The sequence below is a fragment of the Kitasatospora sp. NPDC034023 genome (assembly GCF_055575795.1).
Genome location: NZ_JBVIRY010000002.1, coordinates 222,968 through 246,505, shown reverse-complemented (window position 1 = coordinate 246,505; position 23,538 = coordinate 222,968). Strand labels below are relative to the sequence as shown.

The following is a 23,538-nucleotide window of genomic DNA, read 5'->3' as shown; positions in this document are numbered from 1 at the left end:
CGGAGCGGTTTCGGCGGCTCCGGGGCGGGGCCCGGGCGCACGATCGCGCCTGATTATGCAGGACGGCCCGGAGGGTGGACAGGGGCGTCCGGCCTCCGGCGGGGGTGTTGTGCCGGTTGGTGCCGGTTGGCTCCTCCGAGAACGCCCCGAAGGCCGCGGAAGTCCCCGGTGCTTACGTTCGGCTCAACCCGAAGGAACAAACCGGGACGAATCTGCCAGCATGGTGAGCTGGGAGTGATCATCCGCACGGGCCCGGCAGCCGGGGCCCGCGACCCTACGGAGACGCCTTGCCCACGGAGACGCCATGACGGATCCGCTCGCCGCGCCCGACCGGAGCCCGGCGAGCGAGCCCGGCCCGCCGGAGGCCGCCGTCCCCAACCTCTGGGTGCCGATCGGCGCCCTGCTGCTCGCGATGCTGCTCGCCGCCCTCGACCAGACCATCGTCTCCACCGCGCTGCCCACCATCGTCAGCGACCTCGGCGGCCTCGAACACCTCTCCTGGGTGGTCACCGCCTACATGCTGGCCGCCACCGCCGCGACCCCGCTCTGGGGCAAGCTCGGCGACATGTACGGCCGGAAGCGCTTCTTCCAGGCCTCCATCGTGATCTTCCTGCTCGGCTCGGTGCTGTGCGGGATCGCCCAGAACATGGGCGAGCTGATCGCCTTCCGTGCCCTGCAGGGCCTGGGCGGCGGCGGGCTGATGGTGCTCTCCCAGGCGATCGTCGGCGACCTCGTCCCGCCCCGGGACCGGGGCCGCTACCAGGGCCTGTTCGGCGCCGTGTTCGGCGTCACCAGCGTGCTCGGGCCACTGCTCGGCGGGCTGTTCGTCGACCACCTCAGCTGGCGCTGGGTCTTCTACATCAACCTGCCGGTCGGCGTCGTCGCCCTGGTCGTGATCGCCGCGGTGCTGCACGGGCGGGAGGTGCGGCGCGAGCACCGGATCGACTACCTCGGCACCGTCCTGATCGCCGCCGTCGCCACCTGCCTGGTGCTGATGACCTCGCTCGGCGGCACCACCTGGGACTGGAACTCCTGGCAGATCACCGGCCTCGGCGTGCTCGGGGTGGTGCTGCTGCTCGCGTTCGTCCTGGTCGAGCGGACGGCGGCGGAACCGGTCCTGCCGCTGCGGCTGTTCCGCTCGCGGACCTTCAGTCTGGTCGCCGTGATCTCCTTCGTCATCGGCTTCGCGATGTTCGGCGCGCTCACCTACCTGCCGACCTTCCTCCAGGTGGTCATGCGGGTCTCGCCCACCATGTCCGGCATCCACATGCTGCCGATGGTGCTGGGCATGCTCGTCACCTCGATCGGCTCCGGCCAGATCGTCGCCCGCACCGGCCGCTACCGGATCTTCCCGATCGCCGGAACCGCCGTGACGACCGTCGGGCTGCTGCTGCTCTCCCGGCTGGACGAGCACAGCAGCACCGCCGAGATGAGCGGCTACTTCCTGGTCTTCGGGCTCGGGCTGGGCCTGGTGATGCAGGTGCTGGTGCTGATCGTGCAGAACTCGGTCGGCTACGAGGACCTCGGCGTGGCCACGGCGGGCGCGACCTTCTTCCGTTCCATCGGGGCCTCCTTCGGTGTCTCCATCTTCGGGACGATCTTCGCCAGCGGGCTGCGGGACCGGCTCGCCGACGCCCTGGCGGGGGTGCCGCTGCCACCCGGGTTCCGGCCCGAGGCCATCACCGCCGACCCGAGGGTCATCCCCCGGCTGCCGGCCGCCGTCCAGGCGGACGTCTACCACGCGTACGCGGAGTCGATCACCCGCGTCTTCCTGTACGCGGTGCCCGTCGCGGCGGTCGCCTTCGTCCTGTCGCTCTTCCTGCGCGAGCAGAAGCTGCGCTCCACCGTCACCGCGCCGGACCTGAGCGAGTCCATCGGGCTCAACCCGGTGGAACGCACCTCCCTGGACGAAATCGCCCGCGCTCTGTCGGTACTGAGCACCCGCGAGGCCCGGCGCGACCTCTTCCGGCGGATCACCGCCACCGCCGGGCTGGACCTGCTGCCCGCCTCCAGCTGGCTGCTCCTGCAGATGCACCAGCACGGCTCGGTCGAGCCGGCGGAGCTCGCCGAACGGCGGATCGTCCCGGTCGCCGTCATCGAGGAGGCCGCCCGGGAAGTGGAGGGCCGGGGCCTGGCCGCGCGGGCCGGCGGGCTGCCGCTGCGGCTCACCGAGCCGGGGGAGCAAGCGGCACTGCGGCTGGTCGCCGCCCGGCGCGCCCAACTCGCCGACCTGCTGGGGGACTGGGACGAGCAGCAGTACGCCGACCTCGCCGAGCTGCTGACCAGGCTCAGCTCCACCCTGTGCGCCGACCTGCGGGACCGGCCCGACCCGGTCGGACCGGAGCCGCCGTACCGGGGCGAGGGGAGATCGTTCTGAGTGCGGTCGTGTGGCCGTGTGGCCGTGTGGCCGTGCGGTCGTGTGGCCGTGCGGTCGTGGGGTCGTGCGGTGTGTGGCCGTGCGGCCTGTGGGTCCGTGGGGCCGTGGAGGTGGTCCGGTGGAGCGGCGAGGCGTGATCGGGTGACGTATCGTCGCCTACCGGTCCCGGTCGCGTCGGCTGCCGGGGGAATTCCGTCGAGAGGGTGCGGCATGCCACTCGAGATCGAGCGCAAGTTCCTGCTGGGCTCCTTCGAGCCGCCGGAGACCGCGGTGCGGCAGCACATCGAGCAGGGCTACATCGCGATCAAGGACGACGGGACGGAGGTGCGGCTGCGCCGGATCGGCGGCAGCTGCGTCCTCGGCGTCAAGCGCGGGAAGGCCGGCTCTCCGGTGCGGGTCGAGGTGGAACGCGAGCTCGGCGAGGAGGAGTTCACCGAGCTCTGGCCGGCCACCGCCGGTGCCCAGCTGGTCAAGGACCGGTACACCTTCGAGTCGGCCGGCGTCACGGTTCACGCCGACGTCTACCAGGGCGAGTTGGCCGGGCTGCGGACCGCCGAGGTGGAGTTCGGCTCGGAGGCCGAGGCGGAGGCCTTCAGCCCGCCGGACTGGTTCGGCGCCGAGATCACGGGCGTCAAGGCGTACAAGAACCAGACCCTCGCGACGCGCGGGCTGCCCTCGGAGGCCTGACTGCTCTATCCGGGAGGCCGGTCAGGCCTCCGAGGGCAGCCGGCCACGCTGGACCGCCCGCACGCCGAACTCGAACCGGCTGCGGGCGCCCAGCCGCTCCATCAGCTCCGTCGCCGACCGGCGGGCCGTGCGCACCTCGCCGCCCAGCCCGGCCAGCCAGCGGACGTACGCCACCGTGGGCCGGTTGTTGCGCGTACCCGCGATCTCATGGCGCGCCGAACCAGCGGGGGGTGTCGAGGCGGAACGGGTCGCCGGGGGCGAGCCGGCGCAGGCCGTCCTCGACCTGGCGGAGCTGCTCCTCACCCAGGGTGGCGGACCACTCGGTGCGCAGCTCGTCGAAGATCCGGGCCGAGCGGACCAGGCAGTCCACGCCCCGGTCGGTGAGCCGGACCACCTTGCGGCGGGCGTCGGCCGGGTCGCTGCCGCGCTCGACGTAGCCGAGCTGCTCCAGGTTGTCGATGGTCTTGCCCGCCGCCTGCTTGGAGACGCCGAGGCGGCGGCCGAGTTCGACGGCGGTGGTGCCGTGCGGGCCGATCGCCTGGAAGACGAAGCCGTGCATCGGCCGCAGGTCCGGGTGCCCTTCGCGGGCGATGCGCTCGTGCAGTTCGTCGATGATCGTCCGGAAGGCGAGGAGCAGCCGCAGCGGCAGCTCGAAGCCGGGCGGGGCCGGTTCACTTGACACGATAGACAACCTCATTGACCATATAGACAATGTCATTGACCATCTTAGGGGAGTCCATCACCATGTCTGTGATCCGCCGAACCGACGCCCGCCGGACCGAGACCCCGAACGCCGCCATGACCACCTTCGCCTCACCCACCCAGGGCTCGACCACCCTGGCCCTGTGGCAGGTCGAGATGCGGCCCGACAGCCAGGGCCCGCTGCACGCCATGGAAGCCGAACAGATCTGGACCTTCCTCGCCGGCTCCGCCACGGCGGACCTGGCGGGCGAGCACCACACCCTCACCGCCGGCGACACCCTCGTCCTCCCTGCCGACACCGCCCGCCGCATCACCACCACCGAGGGCTTCACCGCCATCGTCGCCTCCACCTCCCCCTCCCGCGCCTACAACCCCGACGCCATCACCCCCGAAGGCGCCTGCGCCGCCGCCCCCCGCGACGCCGAACGCATCCTCCCGGCGTGGATCGCCTGAACCGCGGCACGCGGGCCCGCCCGGCGTGAGGTGTAGCAGACTGCTGGCAGTGACCGAGCCGGCGGCCGCACCCGAGGCCCCGGCGGACCAGTAAGGAGCGGCATGTCCGTCGTCAAGATCAACGTTCTGACGGTGCCCGCCGAGCAGCGCGAGGTGCTGGAACAGCGCTTCGCCTCCCGCGCCGGCGCAGTGGAGAACTCGGACGGCTTCGAGTGGTTCGAACTCCTCCGCCCGGTCGAGGGCACCGACGAGTACCTCGTCTACACCCGCTGGCGCAGCGAGGAGGACTTCCAGGCCTGGATGGAGGGCCCGATGAAGTCGGCCCACCAGGGCGGTGGCGAGGGCGAGGCCCCCAAGCGCCCCGCCGCCTCCGGCTCCACCCTGTGGTCCTTCGAGGTCGTCCAGTCGGCCGGGCCCAAGGGCTGACATTCGTACGGCAGTTGCGCGCCCCGGGGCTCGACGGGCCCCGGGGCGCGAGGCTGTCCGGGCGACCTCGGCGACCCCGGGCGCTGCTGAGGCGGGTTCACGCCGAGGCGGCGTAGAGGACTTCGCGCAGGCCCGGGACGGATTCGCGGTCGGCGCGCCAGACGAGGCGGAGGTGGAGTGGCGGGGGATCGAGGGGGAGGCGGATCAGGGTGCCGGCGGCGAGTTGCTCGTGGACGGCGAACTCGGGCAGGAGGGCGATGCCGAGGCCCTGTTCGGCGCAGGCGCGGGTGACGGCGACGCCGCCGGTGCGGACGCGGTCGACGTCGTGGCCGAGCAGGCGTTCCCCGGCGAGGAAGAAGGAGCAGGCCGGGGTGTTGACGAGGAGGCGCCGGCCGCGCAGGTTCTCCCGGGTGAGAGCGGTGGCGCCGGCCAGCGGGTCGGTGGGGGCGGCGACCAGGACGAGCGGGACGTCCTGCAGGTCGACGTGGTCGAGCGGGGCCGGCGGCAGGTAGAAACCGAGTTCGCCGAGCGCGCCGGCCGTGTCCAGGATCAGCGCCGCCTCCAGCGCACCGGCCGCGACCCCGCCGAGCAGGCCGTCCCGGGCGCTGTCGGTGTGCAGGGATATCTCCAGGTCGGGCCGGCGCTCGGCGAGGCGGGCCAGAACGGTGGGCACGTGGGTGGCCGCGATGGTCTCCAGCGCGCCGAGCCGCAGCCGGGCTCGGGCGGTGACCACCTCCCGGCGCGCCTGCTCGGCCTGGTCGAGCAGCCGCCGGGACCACGGCAGCAGCCGCTCCCCGGCCGGGGTGAGGGTCATGCCACGCGGGGCCCGCTCGAACAGGTCGGTGCCGAGACTGCGCTCCAGCGTGCGGATCTGCTCCGAGACGGAGGACGGGGCGAGGCCGAGCGCCACGGCCGCGCCGGTGACGGTGCGGTGGGCGACGACGGCCTCGAAGACGCGCAACTGACGTAGTTCCACTGGTATCCCCGACTCCCGAACGTCCTCGCGTGTCCCGTCCGTGTTGCGGGACAGCGTACGGGTGCGGGCACGGAGCCGTACCGGGGCGTTCGGAAAATCCGAACGGTGCGTGAGGCTCCGGCGGTCGAACGGACGGCGGTGGCGCGGCCAGAGTGGGCGGCCGTTCCACCCGTCGATCAGGAGACCTCTCGATGACTGCCCCCGCCGTCCCGCCCGCCGTCCCGCCCGTCCTACCAGCCCTGACCGCCCCACCTGCACCCGCCCGATCGCGGGCCCTGCTCGGCATCGCCCTCGGCTATTTCATGGTGCTGCTCGACACCACCGTGCTCTCCGTCGCCGAACCCGATCTGGCGGCCTCACTGGGCAGTTCGACCGCCGGACTGCAGTGGGCCGTCACCGGCTACAGCGTCACCTTCGGGGCGCTGCTGCTGTCGGCCGGTGCCGCCGCCGACTGCTACGGCGCCCACCGGGCCTTCCGCTTCGGCATCGCCGCCTTCGGAGTGGGCTCGCTGCTCAGCGCGCTCGCGCCGGACATCCGGACACTGGTGCTGCTGCGCGCCGTGCTGGGCGTCGCGGCGGCGGCCTGCGTCCCGGCGAGCATGGCGCTGATCACCCGCCTCCACCCGGAGCCGGGGGCACGGGCCCGGGCAGTCGCCGTGTGGGCGGCGGTCAGCGGCTGCGCGATGGCCTTCGGGCCGATGGTCGGCGGCGCGCTGGTCGACCTCGCCGGGTGGCGGGCGGTGTTCCTGGTCAACGTCCCGCTGGCAGCGCTGGTCCTCGCCCTGGTCGCCGGACGGGCGGTGCACTGCCCGCGCGGCGAGCGGCGCATCGACTGGCCGGCCCAGCTGGCCGCCTGCGCGACCCTCGCACTGTTCACCGACGCGCTGATCGCGCTCGGCGACACCGCGTGGTCGCACGCGGCCTGGTCGGGGGCGGGCGCGGCGGCGGCCGGCATCGCCTTCGCCCGGCGCGAGCGGCGCAGCCCCGCGCCCGCCATCCCGACCGACGTGCTGCGGGCACGCGGCATGGGTGCGGTGCTGCTGGCGGGCGGGGCCGTGAACTTCGCCATGCTGGGCGTGCTGTTCGTGCTGCCGCTACTGCTGCAAGGGGAGCTGAGGCTGTCGCCGACGCTGGCCGGGGTGGCGTTCCTGCCGATGACGCTGCCGCCGGGCTTCAACCCGCTGCTCACCGGACGGATCGTCGCCAAGGTCGGCCCGTGGCGGCCGGTGCTCGGCGGGCTGGCGCTGCTGTCGACGGGCTGCGCGGTGTTCGCGGGGGCGGTGCTGCTCGGCACGCCGTACTGGCTGCTCGCCGTGGGCCTGCTGGCGGCCGGATTCGGGGTCTCCTTCGCGCTGCCCGCGCTGGTCACCGCCGTCGTCACCACCGCGCCCGAGGGCAGCGCGGGTACGGCGGGCGGCCTGCTCAACGCCGTACGGCAGGTCGGCGCGACGCTGGGGGTGGCGGTGACGGGCGCGTTCGTCGGTGGCGGAGCTGCCGTCGGCGGTGGCGGCGCGCTCGCGGCAGCGATGCTGCTCCCGGCGGCGGTGTGCGCGGCGGCGGCGCTCACGGTGCTGCGCAGCCGCCGGTGACCGATGCACTGGCGGCTGACCAGGAATCACGCGAGAGGCGTGAGGAAGATCCACACGTGGCCGAACGGGTCGCGGAGCATCGACTGCCGGGCACCGTACGGCATGTCGGCCGGGGGAGTGAGGAGTTCGGCGCCCGCCGCAACGGCCTGGGCGGTCAGCCCGTCCACGTCCGGGACGTAGACGTGCAGGATGACGGACGGAGCGCCGGCGCCGGGCGGTGCGAACGGGGCCTCCGCGTCACCGAGCATGAGCGTGGCGCCCTGCACCTTGATCTCGGCGTGCACGATCCGCCCACCCTCACCCTCGAGCCGGAACAGCTCGGACGCCCCGAACGCGGCGCCGTAGAAGTCGATCGCCTCGGCAGCCCCGTCGACCAAGATGTGCGGGATGACGCCGTACTTGTACTGCTCGGGAATCTCCATGCGGATCACGGTAGGCCGGTGCCGCCCAGTCGAGGATCAGGCGTAGGACCCACCGGCCCTACGCCGCTCGGCGGAGGGCTCCAGGACCTGTTCAGCCAGGCGGGGAACTCCCCGTCCGGCACGGAGCAGTTGAACTCCTGGACAGCGCCCCGTTGTCCGCCAGGGGCGCGACATTGGAGAGATGGCCGCCGGCGAGATCGGGCAGGGCGTCGCTGATCCGGCCGAAGGCGCGGTGGCTGGTCATGGTGACGTACTCGCTCTGACCGGGCCCAGGTCCGCGCCGGGCAGCGCGGGCCCGGCCGGCGGGACTGTGTTCCGCGCGCCCCCACCGGGTCACCCTCTGCTCTTCGTCTTCTCGGGGGTGCTTTAGCGCCCATCGGCTGGCGAGCCTGTATGTGGCGCTGCTGAATGCCCAGTACAGCAGTTCGGCGGGGTCGCGGGTCGTCTGTTCGTGGACCAGTTGCCCTCGCTCGACGGCGAGGTAGCGCAGTGCGCCGTCCTCGGCGACGACCATGAACGGCCGGGCGCCGTCACGCTGCACGAAGCCAGGCATATCGGAGCCCTTGATCCCGATGACCGCGCTCAGTCGGGCGATCTCGGCTTCCAGGTACTGCCGCATCAGGGCACCCTGGTCCTTGCTCATGGTCACCACCATGTCATGAGGCGCACGGCCCAGGAGGAGGGCCCGTTCTCATCAGCCCACCAGGCTCTTCGAGCCGGTGCAGCGGTATCTGGATGGCGCTCTCGCGGGCTGACCGAGCGTCGGCTTGGGGCTCTGGATGTTCGCGCCGGGTGGTGTGCGCGTGCGCCGCCCGAATGGGTGACGGGAGTCAAGGATTGACGTTCTGTCAGGGCGATACGGTGAACACTGCGCAAGAGAAAGCCCCGGCGGTGCTACCAACACCCCGGGGTATGGCACCAGGAGCAGGAGACTCCCGAATGCAGATTCATCGTATCCCCAAGCATGACCCCGGGTACACGATCCTCGACAACGGCCACGTCGTCCGTAAGCACTCGCTGAGTTGGGCGGCGCGCGGCATCCTGGGCTATCTGCTCAGCCTGCCGGATGGGGCGCGGGAGGACGTTCGCACGCTCGCGGCGAAGAGCCTGGAGGGGCGGGCGACCGTGGCCCGGGCGCTGCGGGAGCTGGAAGCGGCCGGGCACTACGTCCGGCGGACGCAGCGGGATCCCGTCACCGGGCAGGTGCGGACGGACGTTTCGGTCCACGAGCAGCCGGTGGTGGGGAAGGCGGTTCACACCGTGCCGCCGCTTCCCGTTCCCCCGGCCGCCGGGGTGCCTGGAGCTGGGGCGGCAGGCGGCGGGAACGCGGGAAGCCCTTCCAAGGAACCGAAGGTCAAGGACGTGAAAGAACCTTCCGTCCGTCCCTCCGAGAAGTTGACGGCCGGCATGGCCCTGCTGCTGGACCTCGGGCGCCGGGAGCCCCGGATGGCGTTGGCGGGGAAGCCGCTGTCCGACCAGGCCGCGCGGGTGGAGGGGCTGCTCGCGGGTGGCTGGACGAGAGAAGCGCTGGCGGGGATTCTGGCCGCGCCCCTGCCGCAGACGGTCACGCACAGCGTGGGGGCGATCCTGGCGGGGCGGTTGGCGAAAGTGCCGGCTGTTCCGGCGGCACCGATGACGGCGGACAGGCCGCGCCGACATGAGTGCTCCGGGCGGGGTGGGATGTGCGGGCGGCCCGTCGCGAGTGCCGGGCAGAGGTGCGGCCGGTGTTCACCAGGTCAGGAAGCCCGGAAGCTCGGTGACGGGCGGGAGCGGTGCGTCCGCCGGTAGCGGGCGGATCTGGACGTAGGCGTGCTCGAACTGTGAGTAGGAGAAGCCGTCGAGGCCCGGCGCGACGACCAGGATGCTGCCTCCCCGGCGCCAGATCCGGTATCGCCAGCGGTAGCCTTCGTGCGTCACGTCCTCATCGGGCGGGCCGAGCAGTGCGGTGAACTGCTCGGCCACGGCGTCCAGTCGGGTGCCAAACGTACCGGCCGGCGGATCGACGAGGCTCCGCCAGCCGGGCTGCTCCGCCCAGAAGTCCTCCGTCCACGCCCCGTCGGGGTGAATCCAGTACTCGTACGCGAACGGCATGGCGAGGCGGTCGTCGCCGTACACGAGGTGTCCGGCGGGCGTGTACGCCTTCTCGTTGAACTCGCCGAGGTAGTCGCCGGTCGAGCGCCAGCCGGCGCTCACCATGGCCTTCTCGGTGATCTCGGGGTCCTCCCAGTCGAGTTCCACCATCTCGGCGATCTGCTCGGCCAGTTCGAGCGTGACCGGGCAGACTGCGACGGTCCAGGGCGACTCTTCCTCGTCGGACACGCGGGGGACTCCGTTCTGCGGTGGCGTACAGGCGTTCACCCTACTCAGAGCGTGTCGCGGACCTCGATCGAGCCGCGGTCCACCACGAACCTCTGGTTGGGGTTGGTGACGTCGCAGCCGTACAGGAAGACGTTGTCGCCGTTGGTGCGGGACGACCCGACGTCGACGCACATCTCCTCGCCGCTGCCGACCGTCCGCTGCAGGACGAGCGCGCCGCGACGCAGCAGCCAGGTCTGGTTGGCGCTGGCGGCCTGGCTGTACTCGCACGCCCAGATGCGGACGACGTCGCCGTTCACACCGGTGTAGTCGGCGTCGAGGCACATCTCCTGCGCCGTACCGACGGTGTCGGCGACCTTCACCCTCCCGTCGTCCAGGACGAAGCGCTGGTTGGTGTGGTCGAGGCAGTCCCACACCCGGACGTTGTCGGCGTTGTAGCGGGTGCTGCCGACGTCCAGGCACTTGCCGGTCGTCACCCGGGGTGGGGTGGCGACGGTGAGGGTGCCGTCGGTGATGGTGTACTCGGTGGTGCTGCCGGGGTTGGTATAGCGGAAGGTGCCGTTGCCGCGCGGGAGCGTGGTGTCCGACGGCGCGGACGGGTTGACGGTCACCAGCGGGGAGAAGCGGAAGTAGCCGTTGGACGGCCAGCCGCTGTTGCCGCCGTTGAGGCCGTAGCCCTCGCAGGTGAGGGTGCGGTTGCCGTTGCTCTGCGCGCATCCCCGCAGGCCGACGTTGTTGGAGGCCCACGAGGACCCGTCGCTGCTGTACTGCGTGGGGACGGTGGACTGCGCCGGGAAGGTGGTGTTCCCCGGGGCGGTGAAGACGGCGGTCATGCCGGACGGCGGGAGCAGCCCCGCGCCGCCGGTGTTCTGGTACGTCCACGGCACGGCGCCGGTCCGGCCGGGCGCGATGGTGGCGGTGGTGGGGACGTCGCGGCCGATGAAGGTGACGGCCGCGGCGGGGGAGGCGAGGGCGGCGGCGAGGGTGAGGGTCGTCGCGGCGATGGTCGTCGTACGGGCGAGGGTTCGGATCACGCTCGCGATGATCGTGGACGAACGGGGGCGCCACGGGCGCACGGCACGCCAGGGGAACGGCGGTTCACCCTTCCGGCGGCCGGAACACGACGGGCGCGTCGAAGGCGGCCCGCCGGGTCGCCCGGCGCAGGGCGCGCAGCACCGGGGTGCCGAGGGCGAGGCACAGGACGACGGTCAGCACGGCGCGCGGCAGGTCCCAACCCAGCGAGGTGGTGAGGCAGTAGGCGGCGAAGCGGACCAGGTTGGCGGGCAGAGAGTCGCCGGGGACGAAGGAGATGGAGCCGGCCAGGCCGCCGATGTACGGCCAGCCCTGCAGGTTCATGATGGTGCCGTACAGCACGGCCGACACCGCCCCGTACCCGGCGAGCAGCAGCAGTTCGCGGCGGCCGCGCAACGAAGCGGCGCCCGGCAGCAGCCCCGCGCCGAGGCAGACCCAGCCCATCGCCAGCATCTGGAACGGCAGCCACGGCCCGACCCCGCCCGTCAGCAGCGCGGAGGCGAACATCGACAACGAGCCCAGGACGAAGCCGAATCCGGGGCCGAGCACCCGCCCGGAGAGCACCATCAGGAAGAACATCGGCTCCAGCCCGGCCGTGCCCGCGCCGAGCGGGCGCAGGGCCGCGCCCGCCGCGGCCAGGACGCCGAGCAGCGCGACGGACTTGGCGTCCAGCCCGGGCGCGCCGCCGCCCGCCGAGCGGCCCTCGGAGATCTGCGCGATGACGACGGCGAGCAGCAGGGGCAGGAGCAGTGCGAACAGCCATGGCGCGTCGGTGGAGTGGCCGACCAGCGCCGACTTGGTGGAGGCGAGCAGCGGCCAGCCGAAGGCGGCGACGCCGACCAGCGAGGTCAACGACAGTGCCGCGACGGACCGGCGGCCGAGAGGGACCGGACGGTTCATGCGCCGCTCGGAGGTCGGACGGTTCATGCGCGGATCGGAGGCTGGACGGACCATGCGCCGATCGGGGGCCGGACGGTTCATGCGCCGTTCGCCTCCGCGCCGATCGCCGCCGCGACCTGCCCCACGGTGAGCCACGGCCCCGGCGCCAGCACCTTGGCGACCTGCGGGGCGAAGGCGGGGGAGGAGACCACGACCTCCGCCGTCGGCCCGTCGGCGACGATCTCGCCCTCGGCCAGGATCACCGTGCGGTGGGCGAGTTCGGCGGCCAGTTCGACGTCGTGCGTCGCCAGCAGGACCGCGTGGCCCTCGACGGCGAGGCCGCGCAGGATCTCCACCAGCCGGGCCTTGGCGGCGTAGTCGAGGCCGCGGGTCGGCTCGTCCAGGAGCAGCAGCGGGGGTCGGGCGGTGAGGACGACGGCGAGGGCGAGGGTGAGCCGCTGGCCCTCGGAGAGGTCGCGCGGGTGCGCGGCGTCGGCGATGCCGGGCAGCAGGCGTTCGACGAGGGCGCGGCAGGTGCCGGGCTCGGCGCCCGCGTCGGCGTCGGCCGCCGCGCACTCGGCGGCGACCGACTCGCCGTACAGCAGATCGCGCGGGTCCTGCGGGACGAGGCCGACCTGGCGGATCAGTTCGGCGGGCCGGGTGCGGTGCGGGGTGCGGCCGCCGACCCGGACGCTGCCGGAGGCGGGGGCGTGCAGGCCGACCAGGGCGCCCAGCAGGGTGGACTTGCCGGCGCCGTTGCGGCCCATCAGGGCGGTGATCTCGCCGGGGTGGAGGGAGAGATCCACGCCGCGCAGGGCCTGGACGGGGCCGCGTCGCACGGCGAGACGGTCCGAAACGGCAAGGGGGGAGCCGGTGGTGACACCGGCAGCGGACGGCGCGCGGCCGTCGAGGCGCTCTCGCAGCGCCGCCGCCTTGCGCCGTGCGTCGCGCACCGACAGCGGCAGTGGGCGCCAGCCGGCGAGCCGGCCGAGGCCGACGACGGGCGGGTGCACCGGCGAGTGCGCCATCACCTGGGCGGGCTCGCCCAGGACCGGGGGCGCGCCCGGGGTCAGCAGCAGTACCTGGTCGGCGTACTGGACGACCCGTTCCAGCCGGTGTTCGGCCATCAGGACGGTGGTGCCGAGGTCGTGGACCAGCCGCTGCAGGACGGCCAGGACTTCCTCGGCCGCGCCGGGGTCGAGGGCCGAGGTGGGCTCGTCCAGGACCAGCACCCGCGGGTGCACGGTGAGTACGGAGCCGATCGCGACGCGCTGCTGCTGGCCGCCGGAGAGGGAGCCCAGCGCCCGGTCGCGCAGGTCGGCGAGGCCGAGCAGGTCGAGGGTCTCCTCGACCCGGCGGCGCATCACGTCGCCCGGCAGGCCCAACGACTCCATGCCGTAGGCGAGTTCGTCCTCCACGGTGTCGGTGACGAAGTGCGCCAGCGGGTCCTGCCCCACCGTGCCGACCAGGTCGGCGAGTTCGCGCGGCCGGTGCTCGCGGGTGTCCCGGCCGCCGACGGTGACCCGGCCGTGCAGGACACCGCCGGTGAAGTGCGGCACCAGGCCGCTGACCGTCCCCAGCAGGGTGGACTTGCCGGAGCCCGACGGGCCCACCAGTAGGCAGAGTTCGCCCTCGGGGACGGTGAGGTCGACGCCGTCCAGGGCGGGCGCGGCGGAGTCCTCGTACCGGACGGAGACCTGCTCGAAGGTGATCACGATGCCCTCCGGGGCGGGGTCGGGGCGGCGAACGCCGGCACCAGGCCGAGCAGGACGGCCAGGACGGCGGCCAGCGGCAGTGGGGGAACGGTCGGCGGGACGACGATGGGGGCGAAGGCGACGGGGTCATGCGCGGCCAGGTAGGTGGTGAGGGCGGCCACGGCGGCGCCCGAACCGGCGGTCAGCCACTCGGGCAGCGCCCAAGGATCCGGCCGGTAACGGGTTCTGACGGATCGTCGGCTACCGAGCAGCAACCCGGCGAAGGCGGCGGCCAGGCCGAGCAGCAGCACGGGCAGCGCCCAGCCGGCACCTCCGGCGGTCAGCAGCCCGTACGCGGCCAGGCAGACCCCGAGCAGCCCGGCCAGGGTGAGCGCCGCCGCGGTCCGGGCGAGCCGGCGCGGGACGTCGGCGGTGCGGCCGAACCCCCGGGTGTCCATCGCGGCTGCCAGCGCGACGGACCGCTCCAACGCGCCCTCCAGCACCGGCAGTCCGACACTCAGCACGGCCGCGACGCCCCGGTCCGTACGGCCGCGCAGCCGCCGCGCGGCGCGCAGCCGGCGGACGTCCGCGACCAGGTTCGGCGCGAAGGTCATCGCCACCACCACCGCCACGCCCGCCTCGTAGAGCGCGCCGGGCAGGGTGCGCAGCAGCCGGGCCGGGCTGGCCAGGGAGTTGGCGGCGCCGACGCAGACCAGCAGGGTGGCCAGGCGCAGCCCGTCGTACAGCGCCGCGAGCAGGCCCTCGACGGTCACCGGGCCGCCGATCCGCACACCCTGCGCCCAGGTGGGCAGCGGCACTTCGGGCAGCGTGAACAGCACATGGGTACCGGGGATCGGCGAGCCGAGGAAGACGGCGAACACCAGCCGGATGCCGAGCACCAGCAGGCCCAGCCGCAGGAAGGCCCCGTACGACCGCGACCAGGGCGCGTCGCCGCGCCGGGCCGCGACCACGTACCCGGCGACGGTGGCGAGCAGCAGAAGGATCGCCGGGTTGGTGGTGCGGGTCGCCGCCGCGCCCAGTCCGAGCGCCCACAACCACCAGGCCCCGGGGTGCAGTTGGCGGGGGCCGGTGGGCGGTCGGGTGCTGCGGGGGGTGCTGCTCACGGGGACTTCCTGGAGGGGTGCGGTCTTCCTGGCGGGGTGGCTCGGGTCAGGACTGACGGCGGCGGCGGCGCGCCTGCCGGACGGCGTCGCCGACGAGGCCGGCGACCAGCACGCCACCGGCGATCAGCCCGATGTCCGGGCCGCTGTCGCTGTCGCCGCCACTGGCGCCGCCGTGGCCGGCGGACGTGCCGCCGCTGCCCGGCTGCGCGGCGCCCGCCGCGCCGACCTGGTCGGCGCAGCCCGCCGTCGGGTACCCGGCGATGGCGCACAGCAGGCCGTTGGTGTCGTACCGCAGCGGCGGAGCGACGGCGGCCAGCACTTCGGCGGAGGTGGCGCGCGGCGCGACACTGGCGCACACCGTGCGCGGCTCGGGCACCGATCCGGCAGCTGATCCGGTGCCCGATCCAGCAGGTGATCCGACGTCCTCGGCGGTCCCGAAGTCCAGCACGACGGCCACCCGCTTGCGCCCCTCCTGCGCGGGCGTCTGCGCACAGATGCCCGCGAAGCTCCCGGCCGTGCGCGGCTTCGCGGCGTCCTGCCCGCCGTCCGGACTCACCGCGAACCGCCACCCGTCCACGGAGGCGTCCGGCGGCACCGCGATCGCCGGGCCCTGCTGCTGGTACGCCCAGCCTCCGCCCTCGGCGCCGCGCCAGAACGACCAGTACCGGTACCCCGCCGCCTCCGCGGGCGCGGCACCGGCGAACACCGGCAGCGCCCCGACCAGCGGCAGCAGCAGCGCGGCGAGGCCCCGCCCGGATGGACGGGCGGCGCGGACGGCGCGGCGGACGGCGCGGCGGCGGGGTGCGCGGCGCATCAGAGGTTCGGGTTGCGCTTGCGCTGGAGGCTGAGGAGGAGGCCGCCGCCGAGGCCGATGAGGAGGCCGACGCCGATGACCCAGTACTGACCGATGCCGTCGTGCTTCTTCTTCGCCGGGGTGGCCTCGTCCGAGGTGGCGGCGGTGGCCTTGGGGGCGGGGCCGAGGGCGGTGAGCTTGCCGGTGAGGTCGGAGGTAGCGCGGTGGTCGGCCTGGGCGACCAGGAGGAGGGTGGCGGTGGCGCCGGCGTCGGTGCCGTTCTTGGTCCAGGTGGCTTCCTGCTGCTCGAGCCAGTCGGCGGCGTCGGAGGCCTGGTCGGGGTGGCCGCTCTGGATGAGGGCGAGGGCGGCCCAGGCGGTCGCGGTGTAGTCGGGGGTCGGGGCGGCGCCCGGGGTGGTGAGGGTGAGGTGGTTGCCGCCGGCCGTGAGCTGGGCGGAGAGGTAGGCGCCGGCGGCCTCGCCCGACTCGGCGTGCGGGACGGTGGCGGGCGCGGAGCCGTCGGAGCACGCGAGGGGCTTGGGCTCGGTGTCGGCGCGCACCGAGCCGGCGACCGGCAGGTGTCCGCCCGCGGCGGCGAGGGAGGCCTGGCCGCTGGCCAGGGCGTTGGGGGCGAGGGCGCCGGTGGCGGCGTCCGGCTGGTAGGCGAAGGCGCCGCGCTGGTCGGCGGGGGCGCTGCAGCCGAGCTGGAAGGCGGCGAGGCCGTCGAACGCGTTCTTCCCCGCACCGGAGCCGGGCTTGGCGACGCTCGCCGGGTCGGTCCGGGCGGCGAACAGCGCGTTGACGGCGAGTCCGGTGGAGTTGGCGTCGCCCGGGCTGCCCGGGTTGTAGGCCCAGCTGCCGTCGGCGTTCTGGTTGGCCTTGAGCCAGGCGACGCCCTTGTCGACGGCCGGCTGGTGTCCGCCGAGGGCGACGAGGGCCTGGATGGCGACGGCGGTGGCGTTGCTGTCCTCGGTCTTGGGGTCGCAGGCCGCGCCGGCCGCGCGGTAGGAGGGCCAGCCGCCGTCCTCGCACTGCTGGCCGGTGAGCCAGCCGACCGCCGAGTCGGCCGGGGTGACCTTGGCCGTGGTCAGCGCGGTGAGCGCCAGCGACTGCCGCCACACACCGTCGTACGTCGGGTCGCTCTTCCCGTACAGGCCGTCGGGGACGGCGACCGGGGTCGGCGAGGGGCTGTCGGCCAGGGCCGGTCCGGCGGCGACGCCGGCGAGCAGCGCGGCGGACAGGGCGGCGGCGCCCAGGCGGGCGGCGGTGAGCATGGTGCTGGTGTGCCTTTCGGTGAGCGGTGGTGGCCCTGGCGGGGGCCGTTCCGTAGTCCTCGACGGTGCCGGGCGCGTGCGTCCGGGCCGGCCGCTCGCCCCGCCCCGGGCGCTCCGACTCGTCCGGTGACCAAGGGGGACCGGGCTCACGGTTGCGGGGTCAGCGCCGGATTCGCACCGGCTTTCCCCGGGGGAGGAGCGGGATGGAGTTGTGCTGCCCGTCGACTCTAGCCGCCGGGCCGCGCCGGGTGTCCCCTCCGTGGCAGGAACAGGTTCCAGTCGGGGGCCGTTCACGGCCGGGCGATTGAAGGGCGATTGAAGGGCGATCGAAGGGCGATCCCAGGGCGGTCAGGGACTGTTCACGGGAGAGTGAGCAGTCGGGCCGCGGTGTGCAGGTCGGCCCGGACCTCGGCGATCGAGGCGCGTCCGGAGAGCCAGGCGACGAGCGCCGAGTGCCAGGTGTGCTCGATCACCCGCACCGCCGCGCGCTGGCTCTCGCTGGGCGGGCCGGACTGGCCGATGGCGTCCAGGATGAGCTGTCCGGTGGCCACGCTGACCTGGTCCACCTCGGCGCCGACCGAGCGGTCCGCGAAGGACAGGGCCCGGACCATCGCCTCGGCGAGCAGCGGCTCGCGCTGCAACGCGTGGAAGGCCCGGGTGAGGGTGTCGGCGACCCGCAGGGCGGGCTCCGCCTCGATCGGCGGGTGCCGCCGGATGTGTTCGTGCAGGCCTTGCAACTGCTCCAGCATCACCGCGACCAGCAGGTGCACCTTGGACGGGAAGTACCGGTACAGCGTGCCCAGCGCGACCTGCGCGCTCTCCGCGACCTCCCGCATCTGCACCGCCTCGTACCCGCCGCGGGCGGCCAGCGCGGTGGCGGCCCGCAGGATCCGCCGGCGGCGCTCGGCCTGCCGGGTGGTCAGCGGCAGCTCACCGGGCCGGGGCGCCACGGGGCTCGGGGTGAGGTGCTCGGTCGACGGCGGCAAGGGTGCTCCCGGGCGGGCGAGAGTGGCGGTGTGCTCCACTGGTCGGCAAGAGTTCGGCAAAGGGCGCCGGCAGGGTCGTCGGCAGGGTTCGTCGGCAGGGTCATCGGCAGGGTTCGGCGGGCGTCGGCGTGGCGGGAATCACCAGCCCTGGCTCCTGAGGAAAAGCTACGGGCCGGTATCTTCGAGGTCTCTCATTGTTCACGTGGTCGACGACGAGTTCCCCAGCCACTGAAACCTGATCTACTTTAGCGACCGGCAGCACAGATAGCAGCTAGAGATGAGGGCCCAGGATGACCGCGCAGCCGCTGCGGATTGCCCTGCTGTCGTACCGCGGGGACCCCTTCTGCGGCGGTCAGGGCGTGTACGTACGGCACCTCTCCCGTGAGCTGGCCAGGCTCGGCCACCACGTGGACGTGATTGGCGCCCAGCCCTACCCGGTGCTGGACGAGGTCGAGGGCCCCGGTTCGGTGCGTCTGGTGGAGCTGCCCAGCCTGGACCTCTACCGGGCCGACGACCCGTTCCGCACCCCCGCCCGCGGCGAGTTCCGCGGCCTGGTGGACGCCCTGGAGTTCGCCACCATGCGCACCGGCGGCTTCCCCGAGCCGCTGACCTTCTCGCTGCGCGCCCGCCGGTACCTGGCCGCCCACAAGGGCCGCTACGACGTGGTGCACGACAACCAGACCCTCGGCTACGGCCTGCTGGGTCTGGCCCGGTACGGCTTCCCGCTGGTCACCACGATCCACCACCCGATCACCGTGGACCGGCAGCTGGAGCTGGACGCGGCCGGCACCCGGCTCAAGCGGCTGTCGCTGCGCCGCTGGTACGCCTTCACCCGGATGCAGCGCCGGGTCGCCGCCCGGCTGGACCGCGTGATCACCGTCTCCGGCACCTCGCAGCGCGAGATCGCCGAGCACCTGGGCGCCGCGCCCGGCGCGATCTCGGTGGTGCCGATCGGCGCCGACACCCGGCTCTGGTCGCCCTCGGACGCGGTCGAGCAGGTGCCTGGCCGGATCGTCACCACCTCCAGCGCCGACGTGCCGCTGAAGGGCCTGGTCTTCCTGGTCGAGGCGCTCGCCAAGGTCCGTACCGAGCGGGACGCCCACCTGGTGGTCGTCGGCAAGCCGCAGAAGGAGGACGGGCCGGTGGCCGAGGCGGTGCGCCGCTTCGGGCTGGAGGAGTGCATCGAGTTCCGCAGCGGCCTGACCGACGGCGAGCTGGTCGACCTGTACCGCTCGGCCGAGGTGGCCTGCGTCCCGTCGCTGTACGAGGGCTTCTCGCTGCCCGCCGCGGAGGCGATGGCCACCGGCACCCCGCTGGTCGCCACCACGGGCGGGGCGATCCCCGAGGTCGCCGGACCGGACGGGGAGACCTGCCTGGCCGTGCCGCCGGGCGAGGCGGACTCGCTGGCCGCCGCGCTCGGCCGACTGCTGGACGACCCGGAGCTGCGCGCCGAGTTGGGCGCGGCCGGTCGCGAGCGGGTGCTGGCCCGGTTCACCTGGGAGCGGGCCGCCGAGCTGACCGCCGAGGCCTACCGCGCGGCGATCGCCACCGGTGTCGGCGCCCGGGCCCGCTCCGGGCCCGGCTGGCGGTACGTGGCCTAGCTCGGCGGTACCTGGCCCAGCCCGGCGGTGCGCGGCCGCCCGATACCCAGCCGGGCCGCCGCCCCGAGGCGGTGCGCGCGTCGCCCGCCCGAGCGTGATGAAGCATGACGAAGCGTCAAGGACGCTTGGTAGCAATAGGAATGGGAGTCCTGCAGTGCTGACCGTCGATTTCTCGCGCTTCCCGCTCGCCCCCGGCGACCGGGTGCTCGACCTGGGCTGCGGCGGGGGCCGGCACGCGTTCGAGTGCTACCGCCGCGGCGCCAATGTGATCGCCCTCGACCAGAACACCGAGGAGATCGCCGAGGTCACGAAGTGGTTCGCGGCGATGGAGCAGGCCGGTGAGGCTCCCGAGGGCGCGTCGGCGGTCGCGATGGAGGGCAACGCGCTGGCGCTGCCGTTCGAGGACGAGTACTTCGACAAGATCATCATCTCCGAGGTGATGGAGCACATCCCCGACGACAAGGGTGTGCTCAACGAGATGTTCCGCGTCCTCAAGCCGGGCGGCCTGCTCGCCGTCACGGTGCCGCGCTGGCTGCCCGAGAAGATCTGCTGGGCGCTGTCCGACGAGTACCACGAGGTCGAGGGCGGCCACATCCGCATCTACCGGGGCGACGAGCTGCTCGGCAAGCTCAAGGACGCCGGCCTGGAGCCGTACGGCACCCACCACGCGCACGCGCTGCACTCGCCGTACTGGTGGATCAAGTGCGCGGTCGGCGTGAACAACGACAAGGCGCTGCCGGTCAAGGCCTACCACCAGCTGCTGGTCTGGGACATCGTCGGCACCCCGGTCATCAGCAGCCTCACCAAGGCCGCCGAGCGGGCGCTCAACCCGGTCATCGGCAAGAGCTTCGTCGCTTACGCCTCCAAGCCCAACCGCACCCCGGGCGGCACGGCGTGACCGCCGCCGTCCCCGAGGTGCTGCTCCTGGACGGGGTGCTCGACGCCGAGCAGGCCGCCGACACCGTGCGCAGCATCCTCGCCGAGCAGCGCCCCGACGGCGCCATACCGTGGTTCGCCGGCCACCACCTGGACCCCTGGGACCACACCGAGGCCGCGATGGCCCTCGACACGGCCGGCGAGCACGCCGCCGCCGAGGCCGCCTACCGCTGGCTCGCCGCCAGCCAGAACCCGGACGGCTCCTGGTACGCCGCCTACACCGACGGCGTGGTCACCGACCGGGCCAAGGAGAGCAACTTCTGCGCCTACGTGGCGGTCGGGGTCTGGCACCACCACCTCAGCAGCGGCGACGACGCCTTCCTGGAGTGGATCTGGCCGGTCGTCCGGCGCGCCCTGGACTTCATCGTCTCGCTGCGGCTGCCCGGCGGCCCGATCGCCTGGCGGGTCGACGACGACGGCACCGCCACCGACGAGGCGCTGCTCACCGGCTCGTCCAGCATCCTGCACGCGCTGCGCTGCGGCCTGGCCATCGCCGACTACCTGGAGGAGCCGCAGCCCGACTGGGAGCTCGCGGCCGGCCGGCTGCGGCACGCCATCGCCCACCACCCGGAGCGGTTCCTGGACAAGGGCCGCTACTCGATGGACTGGTACTACCCGGTGCTCGGCACCGGCCTGCGCGGCGACGCGGCGCTGGCCCGGATCGAGCGGGACTGGGAGCGCTTCGTCGTCCCCGGCCTCGGCGTGCGCTGCGTCAGCGACCGCCCCTGGGTGACCGGCGGCGAGAGCGCCGAACTGGCCCTCGCGCTCTGGGCGATCGGGCAGTCCGACCGCGCGGTGGACATCCTGCGCTGGATCCAGCAGCACCTGCGGCACGAGGACGGCTCGTACTGGACCGGGTACGTGTTCGAGGACGACGCAATCTGGCCGGAGGAGCGCACCACCTGGACGGCCGGGGCGCTGCTGCTCGCGGTGGCCGCGCTCGGCGGGGACCCGGCGACGGTCGCGGTCTTCGGCGGGGACCAACTGCCCGCCGGGCTGGTGGTCCAGGACTGCTGCTGAGCGCACGCAGGCACGGAAGCCGCGGCTCAGCGCACGCATACGGAAGGGGCGGGACCGGAGAACCGGTCCCGCCCCTTCCGTATGCGCGTCCGAGGACGTCAGCCGCGCTGGAGGCCCGTGGTGTCGGTCAGCACACCCTGGGTGCCGTCCGCCAGCTGCGCGACCAGCGCGGCACCGCGCTGCTCGACGGCCAGGTACCAGGTACCGGGCACGACCTCGCCGATCGGGGCGCCGGCCGGGTTGTCCTTCGGGGCCAGCTGGCGCGGGGACGGGACGGCGAACCAGAACGGCTGGAAGTCCGCCGCCGGGGCGGCCTGCGCGGCCGGGGTCGGCTGCGGGGCCGGCACGCCGGCGTCCTGCGGCTGACCGAGCTGACCGGGCTGCGGCTGGCCGGCGGCCGGGAAGCCGTAGCCGCCCTGGGCGCCGAACGCCGGGTCGTGGCCCTGGGCCGGGTAGCCGTACTGGCCGGGCTGACCGGGCGCACCCGGGTGGCCGGGCTGGCCCGGGGCCGGGTAGCCGCCCTGGTACGGGACGGCCGGGCGGTCGGAGACCAGCGGGGCCTTCAGCGCGGGCACCAGCGGGCTCGCCGCGGCCGCGCCGGCGAGCACGATCAGCGCGATGAAGCCGAGCCAGGCGCCGAAGCCGTGGCTGATGCTGCCGCCGGACGGGCCGCCGCCGAGCGACCAGATCGAGGTCCACAGCGCCGCGACGGCGAACGCGATGCCCCACTGGTCCAGCCGCAGGCCGAGCACCTGACGGTTGGCCGCGTCCTTGCCCTGGAAGCGCTGCACCAGGATCAGCACTGCGGCGGCGATGCCCAGCAGGTAGATCGAGGGCAGGATGGGGAACAGCTCCGTGCTCCACGCGTTCTGCGAGGCGTCGGGTCCGCAGTACCGGCCGGCGCAGCTCACGGTCCAGTAAGGCAGGAAGGAGGCGATGAAGAGCAGGACGGCCGCGCCTGCGACGGCGGCGTCTCCCCTGGTGAGAGCGCGCAGATTCACTAACGTTCCCCTCGTTGACGTGTCGTGGACGGTGGTTCGTGCGGTCAGGCTGACCGGCCGAAACTCCCGAACGGACCAGAAGCCTAGGCCCAACCGTCCTGCCGGTGCACGGCGGGACCGGGAATGGGGCGAAGTCGTTGCAAACCACGCGGGCCGGGCGGAGCACCGTCCGCCGGGGTGTGCGGCTCAACTTCCCTACTGGGACTTCGAGTCTTCTATTGAGTCGTCAGGAACGCGGTCAGCGCGTCGGCGATACCCTGGGCGGCCTGCTGGCGCCACTGAGGGTCCGTCATCCGCTTCGCGTCCGTCGAGTTGCGCATGTTACCGCACTCGATGAACACCTTGGGGACGGTGGACAGGTTGAGGCCGCCCAGGTCGGAGCGGGTGTCCAGGCCCTGGCTCGCGATGTAGTCGGCGTACGGCTCGCCGGTCGCGGTGTGGAAGTGGTCGCGCAACAGCAGGCCGAGCCGGTGCGAGGGTTCGACGATCGACGAGTTGTCCGCTTTCCCGGCCACCACCTTGGCGGGCATGATCACGTGGAAGCCGCTGCCGCTCGCCGGGCCGCCGTCCCCGTGCACCGAGACCGCGACGTCGGCGTGCGCGTCGGCGCCGGCCCGGGCGCGCTCGTCGATGCACGGGCCCCAGGGGCGGTCGCCGTCCTGCACCAGCACCACCTTGGCGCCCCGGGCGGTCAGGATCGCGCGGGCCCGGCGGGAGACGTCCAGGGTGTACTCGGCCTCGGTGTAGCCGGCGTTGGTCTCGGTCCCGGTGGTGTCGCACTCCTTGCGGGCGTTGCCGATGTCCACCTGACGGTTGATCTCGGCGGAGTGTGCGACGTTGCCGGGGTTGTGACCGGGGTCGAGGAGGACGGTGCGACCGGCGAGGCTGTTCGCCTCGGCAGGGGTGCCGGTCGGCGCGGCGGCCGGCGGCTGCGACGGCGTCGCGGCGGGCGCGTCGGCCGCCGGGGCGTCGGGGGTCGGGGCGTCGGAGGTCGGCGGCGGCGCCACGGGTGGGGTGAGGGGCGCCGAGGCGGAGTCGGCGGCGCCCGCCGGCGCGCCGGTGCCCTGCGGGTCGGCCGGGTCGGCCGGGGCGGAGGCGGCGGCTGTGGCGCCCGCCGGGCCGGAGTGGTCGAGGGCCTGCCAGCCCAGCCAGCCCGCCGTGCAGAGCGGAACGGCCGCGGCCACCACGGTGGTGACGCGCAGCAGGGTGGAACGGCGGGGCGGTCGGGGGGCGGTGCCGGTCACGGGTCG

23 protein-coding genes and 1 pseudogene are annotated in these 23,538 nt (G+C 73.7%); 9 read left to right on the top strand and 15 right to left on the bottom strand.

The features are described from left to right. The first annotated feature begins 304 nt into the window (after positions 1-304). On the top strand, positions 305-2,377 hold the full coding sequence (locus ACZ52R_RS03990) for an MFS transporter (protein WP_465752674.1): 2,073 nt from the start codon (positions 305-307) through the stop codon (positions 2,375-2,377). Positions 2,378-2,587: 210 nt separating this feature from the next. Further along, entirely contained in the window at positions 2,588-3,064 is a 477-nt protein-coding gene (locus tag ACZ52R_RS03985; protein ID WP_360492805.1) for a CYTH domain-containing protein, read from the top strand. Positions 3,065-3,085: 21 nt separating this feature from the next. Here the strand turns inward: ACZ52R_RS03985 and ACZ52R_RS03980 are convergent. Continuing rightward, positions 3,086-3,211 (bottom strand): annotated as a pseudogene (locus tag ACZ52R_RS03980) (helix-turn-helix transcriptional regulator); the annotation flags it as partial. A 58-nt stretch (positions 3,212-3,269) separates the two neighbouring features. Beyond that, positions 3,270-3,761: a MarR family winged helix-turn-helix transcriptional regulator gene (locus tag ACZ52R_RS03975; protein WP_465752672.1), complete on the bottom strand. Its 492-nt coding sequence runs from the start codon at positions 3,759-3,761 to the stop codon at positions 3,270-3,272. A 47-nt stretch (positions 3,762-3,808) separates the two neighbouring features. Between ACZ52R_RS03975 and ACZ52R_RS03970 the strand changes: the two genes are divergently transcribed. Together ACZ52R_RS03970 and ACZ52R_RS03965 are read left to right on the top strand one after the other, a co-directional pair. Then, positions 3,809-4,219: a cupin domain-containing protein gene (locus ACZ52R_RS03970; RefSeq protein WP_465752670.1), complete on the top strand. Its 411-nt coding sequence runs from the start codon at positions 3,809-3,811 to the stop codon at positions 4,217-4,219. 102 nt (positions 4,220-4,321) lie between these two features. Next, a complete protein-coding gene (locus ACZ52R_RS03965) occupies positions 4,322-4,645 on the top strand; it encodes an antibiotic biosynthesis monooxygenase family protein (protein ID WP_360492796.1) in 324 nt (107 codons plus the stop codon). A 97-nt stretch (positions 4,646-4,742) separates the two neighbouring features. Here ACZ52R_RS03965 and ACZ52R_RS03960 read toward each other — a convergent pair whose 3' ends face one another. Continuing rightward, positions 4,743-5,621 carry a LysR family transcriptional regulator gene (locus tag ACZ52R_RS03960; RefSeq protein ID WP_396287793.1) on the bottom strand — a complete coding sequence of 293 codons (879 nt, stop codon included), beginning with the start codon at positions 5,619-5,621 and terminating at the stop codon, positions 4,743-4,745. Positions 5,622-5,812: 191 nt separating this feature from the next. Here ACZ52R_RS03960 and ACZ52R_RS03955 point away from each other — a divergent pair, with 191 nt between their 5' ends. Continuing rightward, positions 5,813-7,210: an MFS transporter gene (locus ACZ52R_RS03955; RefSeq protein ID WP_465752668.1), complete on the top strand. Its 1,398-nt coding sequence runs from the start codon at positions 5,813-5,815 to the stop codon at positions 7,208-7,210. A 26-nt stretch (positions 7,211-7,236) separates the two neighbouring features. Here ACZ52R_RS03955 and ACZ52R_RS03950 read toward each other — a convergent pair whose 3' ends face one another. Next, positions 7,237-7,632, bottom strand: a complete 396-nt coding sequence (locus tag ACZ52R_RS03950; RefSeq protein ID WP_465623667.1) for a VOC family protein — start codon at positions 7,630-7,632, stop codon at positions 7,237-7,239. A 91-nt stretch (positions 7,633-7,723) separates the two neighbouring features. Continuing rightward, positions 7,724-8,275 (bottom strand): hypothetical protein, encoded by a 552-nt coding sequence (locus ACZ52R_RS03945; RefSeq protein ID WP_465752666.1) that lies wholly within the window; start codon positions 8,273-8,275, stop codon positions 7,724-7,726. Between the two features lie 92 nt (positions 8,276-8,367). On the opposite strand from ACZ52R_RS03945, the gene ACZ52R_RS03940 reads away from it, so the two are divergent. After that, the gene (locus tag ACZ52R_RS03940; protein WP_465752664.1) at positions 8,368-9,420 is read left to right on the top strand and encodes a helix-turn-helix domain-containing protein; all 1,053 of its coding nucleotides are present in this window, start codon (positions 8,368-8,370) and stop codon (positions 9,418-9,420) included. Here ACZ52R_RS03940 and ACZ52R_RS03935 read toward each other — a convergent pair. From ACZ52R_RS03935 to ACZ52R_RS03900, 8 genes are all read right to left on the bottom strand, one after another. Beyond that, positions 9,361-9,951, bottom strand: coding sequence for a hypothetical protein (locus ACZ52R_RS03935; RefSeq protein ID WP_465662799.1), 591 nt, complete (start codon positions 9,949-9,951; stop codon positions 9,361-9,363). The genes ACZ52R_RS03940 and ACZ52R_RS03935 overlap by 60 nt on opposite strands. A gap of 44 nt (positions 9,952-9,995) precedes the next feature. Beyond that, positions 9,996-10,982 (bottom strand): RICIN domain-containing protein, encoded by a 987-nt coding sequence (locus tag ACZ52R_RS03930; protein WP_465623660.1) that lies wholly within the window; start codon positions 10,980-10,982, stop codon positions 9,996-9,998. A gap of 64 nt (positions 10,983-11,046) precedes the next feature. Then, positions 11,047-11,907, bottom strand: a complete 861-nt coding sequence (locus ACZ52R_RS03925) for an ECF transporter S component (protein ID WP_465752662.1) — start codon at positions 11,905-11,907, stop codon at positions 11,047-11,049. A 50-nt stretch (positions 11,908-11,957) separates the two neighbouring features. Then, a complete protein-coding gene (locus ACZ52R_RS03920; RefSeq protein WP_465752660.1) occupies positions 11,958-13,574 on the bottom strand; it encodes an ABC transporter ATP-binding protein in 1,617 nt (538 codons plus the stop codon). Then, positions 13,571-14,677, bottom strand: a complete 1,107-nt coding sequence (locus tag ACZ52R_RS03915) for a CbiQ family ECF transporter T component (protein WP_465752658.1) — start codon at positions 14,675-14,677, stop codon at positions 13,571-13,573. Before ACZ52R_RS03915 ends, ACZ52R_RS03920 begins: the two co-directional genes overlap by 4 nt. 46 nt (positions 14,678-14,723) lie before the next feature. Further along, complete coding sequence (locus ACZ52R_RS03910; RefSeq protein WP_465752656.1) at positions 14,724-15,491, bottom strand: SCO2322 family protein; 768 nt, start codon at positions 15,489-15,491, stop codon at positions 14,724-14,726. Continuing rightward, complete coding sequence (locus tag ACZ52R_RS03905; RefSeq protein ID WP_465623651.1) at positions 15,491-16,744, bottom strand: prenyltransferase/squalene oxidase repeat-containing protein; 1,254 nt, start codon at positions 16,742-16,744, stop codon at positions 15,491-15,493. Before ACZ52R_RS03905 ends, ACZ52R_RS03910 begins: the two co-directional genes overlap by 1 nt. A gap of 359 nt (positions 16,745-17,103) precedes the next feature. Beyond that, complete coding sequence (locus tag ACZ52R_RS03900) at positions 17,104-17,730, bottom strand: TetR family transcriptional regulator (protein WP_465752655.1); 627 nt, start codon at positions 17,728-17,730, stop codon at positions 17,104-17,106. 290 nt (positions 17,731-18,020) lie between these two features. Here ACZ52R_RS03900 and ACZ52R_RS03895 point away from each other — a divergent pair, with 290 nt between their 5' ends. From ACZ52R_RS03895 to ACZ52R_RS03885, 3 genes are all read left to right on the top strand, one after another. Then, positions 18,021-19,331: a glycosyltransferase family 4 protein gene (locus ACZ52R_RS03895; protein WP_465752653.1), complete on the top strand. Its 1,311-nt coding sequence runs from the start codon at positions 18,021-18,023 to the stop codon at positions 19,329-19,331. 154 nt (positions 19,332-19,485) lie between these two features. Then, on the top strand, positions 19,486-20,229 hold the full coding sequence (locus ACZ52R_RS03890) for a class I SAM-dependent methyltransferase (protein WP_465662809.1): 744 nt from the start codon (positions 19,486-19,488) through the stop codon (positions 20,227-20,229). Beyond that, positions 20,226-21,287 (top strand): prenyltransferase/squalene oxidase repeat-containing protein, encoded by a 1,062-nt coding sequence (locus ACZ52R_RS03885; RefSeq protein WP_360492749.1) that lies wholly within the window; start codon positions 20,226-20,228, stop codon positions 21,285-21,287. The genes ACZ52R_RS03890 and ACZ52R_RS03885 overlap by 4 nt, the downstream gene beginning before the upstream one ends. Before the next feature lie 98 nt (positions 21,288-21,385). On the opposite strand, the gene ACZ52R_RS03880 is transcribed toward ACZ52R_RS03885, so the two are convergent. Together ACZ52R_RS03880 and ACZ52R_RS03875 are read right to left on the bottom strand one after the other, a co-directional pair. Then, positions 21,386-22,288 (bottom strand): hypothetical protein, encoded by a 903-nt coding sequence (locus ACZ52R_RS03880; protein ID WP_465623645.1) that lies wholly within the window; start codon positions 22,286-22,288, stop codon positions 21,386-21,388. Between the two features lie 215 nt (positions 22,289-22,503). Continuing rightward, entirely contained in the window at positions 22,504-23,532 is a 1,029-nt protein-coding gene (locus ACZ52R_RS03875; protein ID WP_465752651.1) for an N-acetylmuramoyl-L-alanine amidase, read from the bottom strand. Positions 23,533-23,538: the final 6 nt, after the last annotated feature.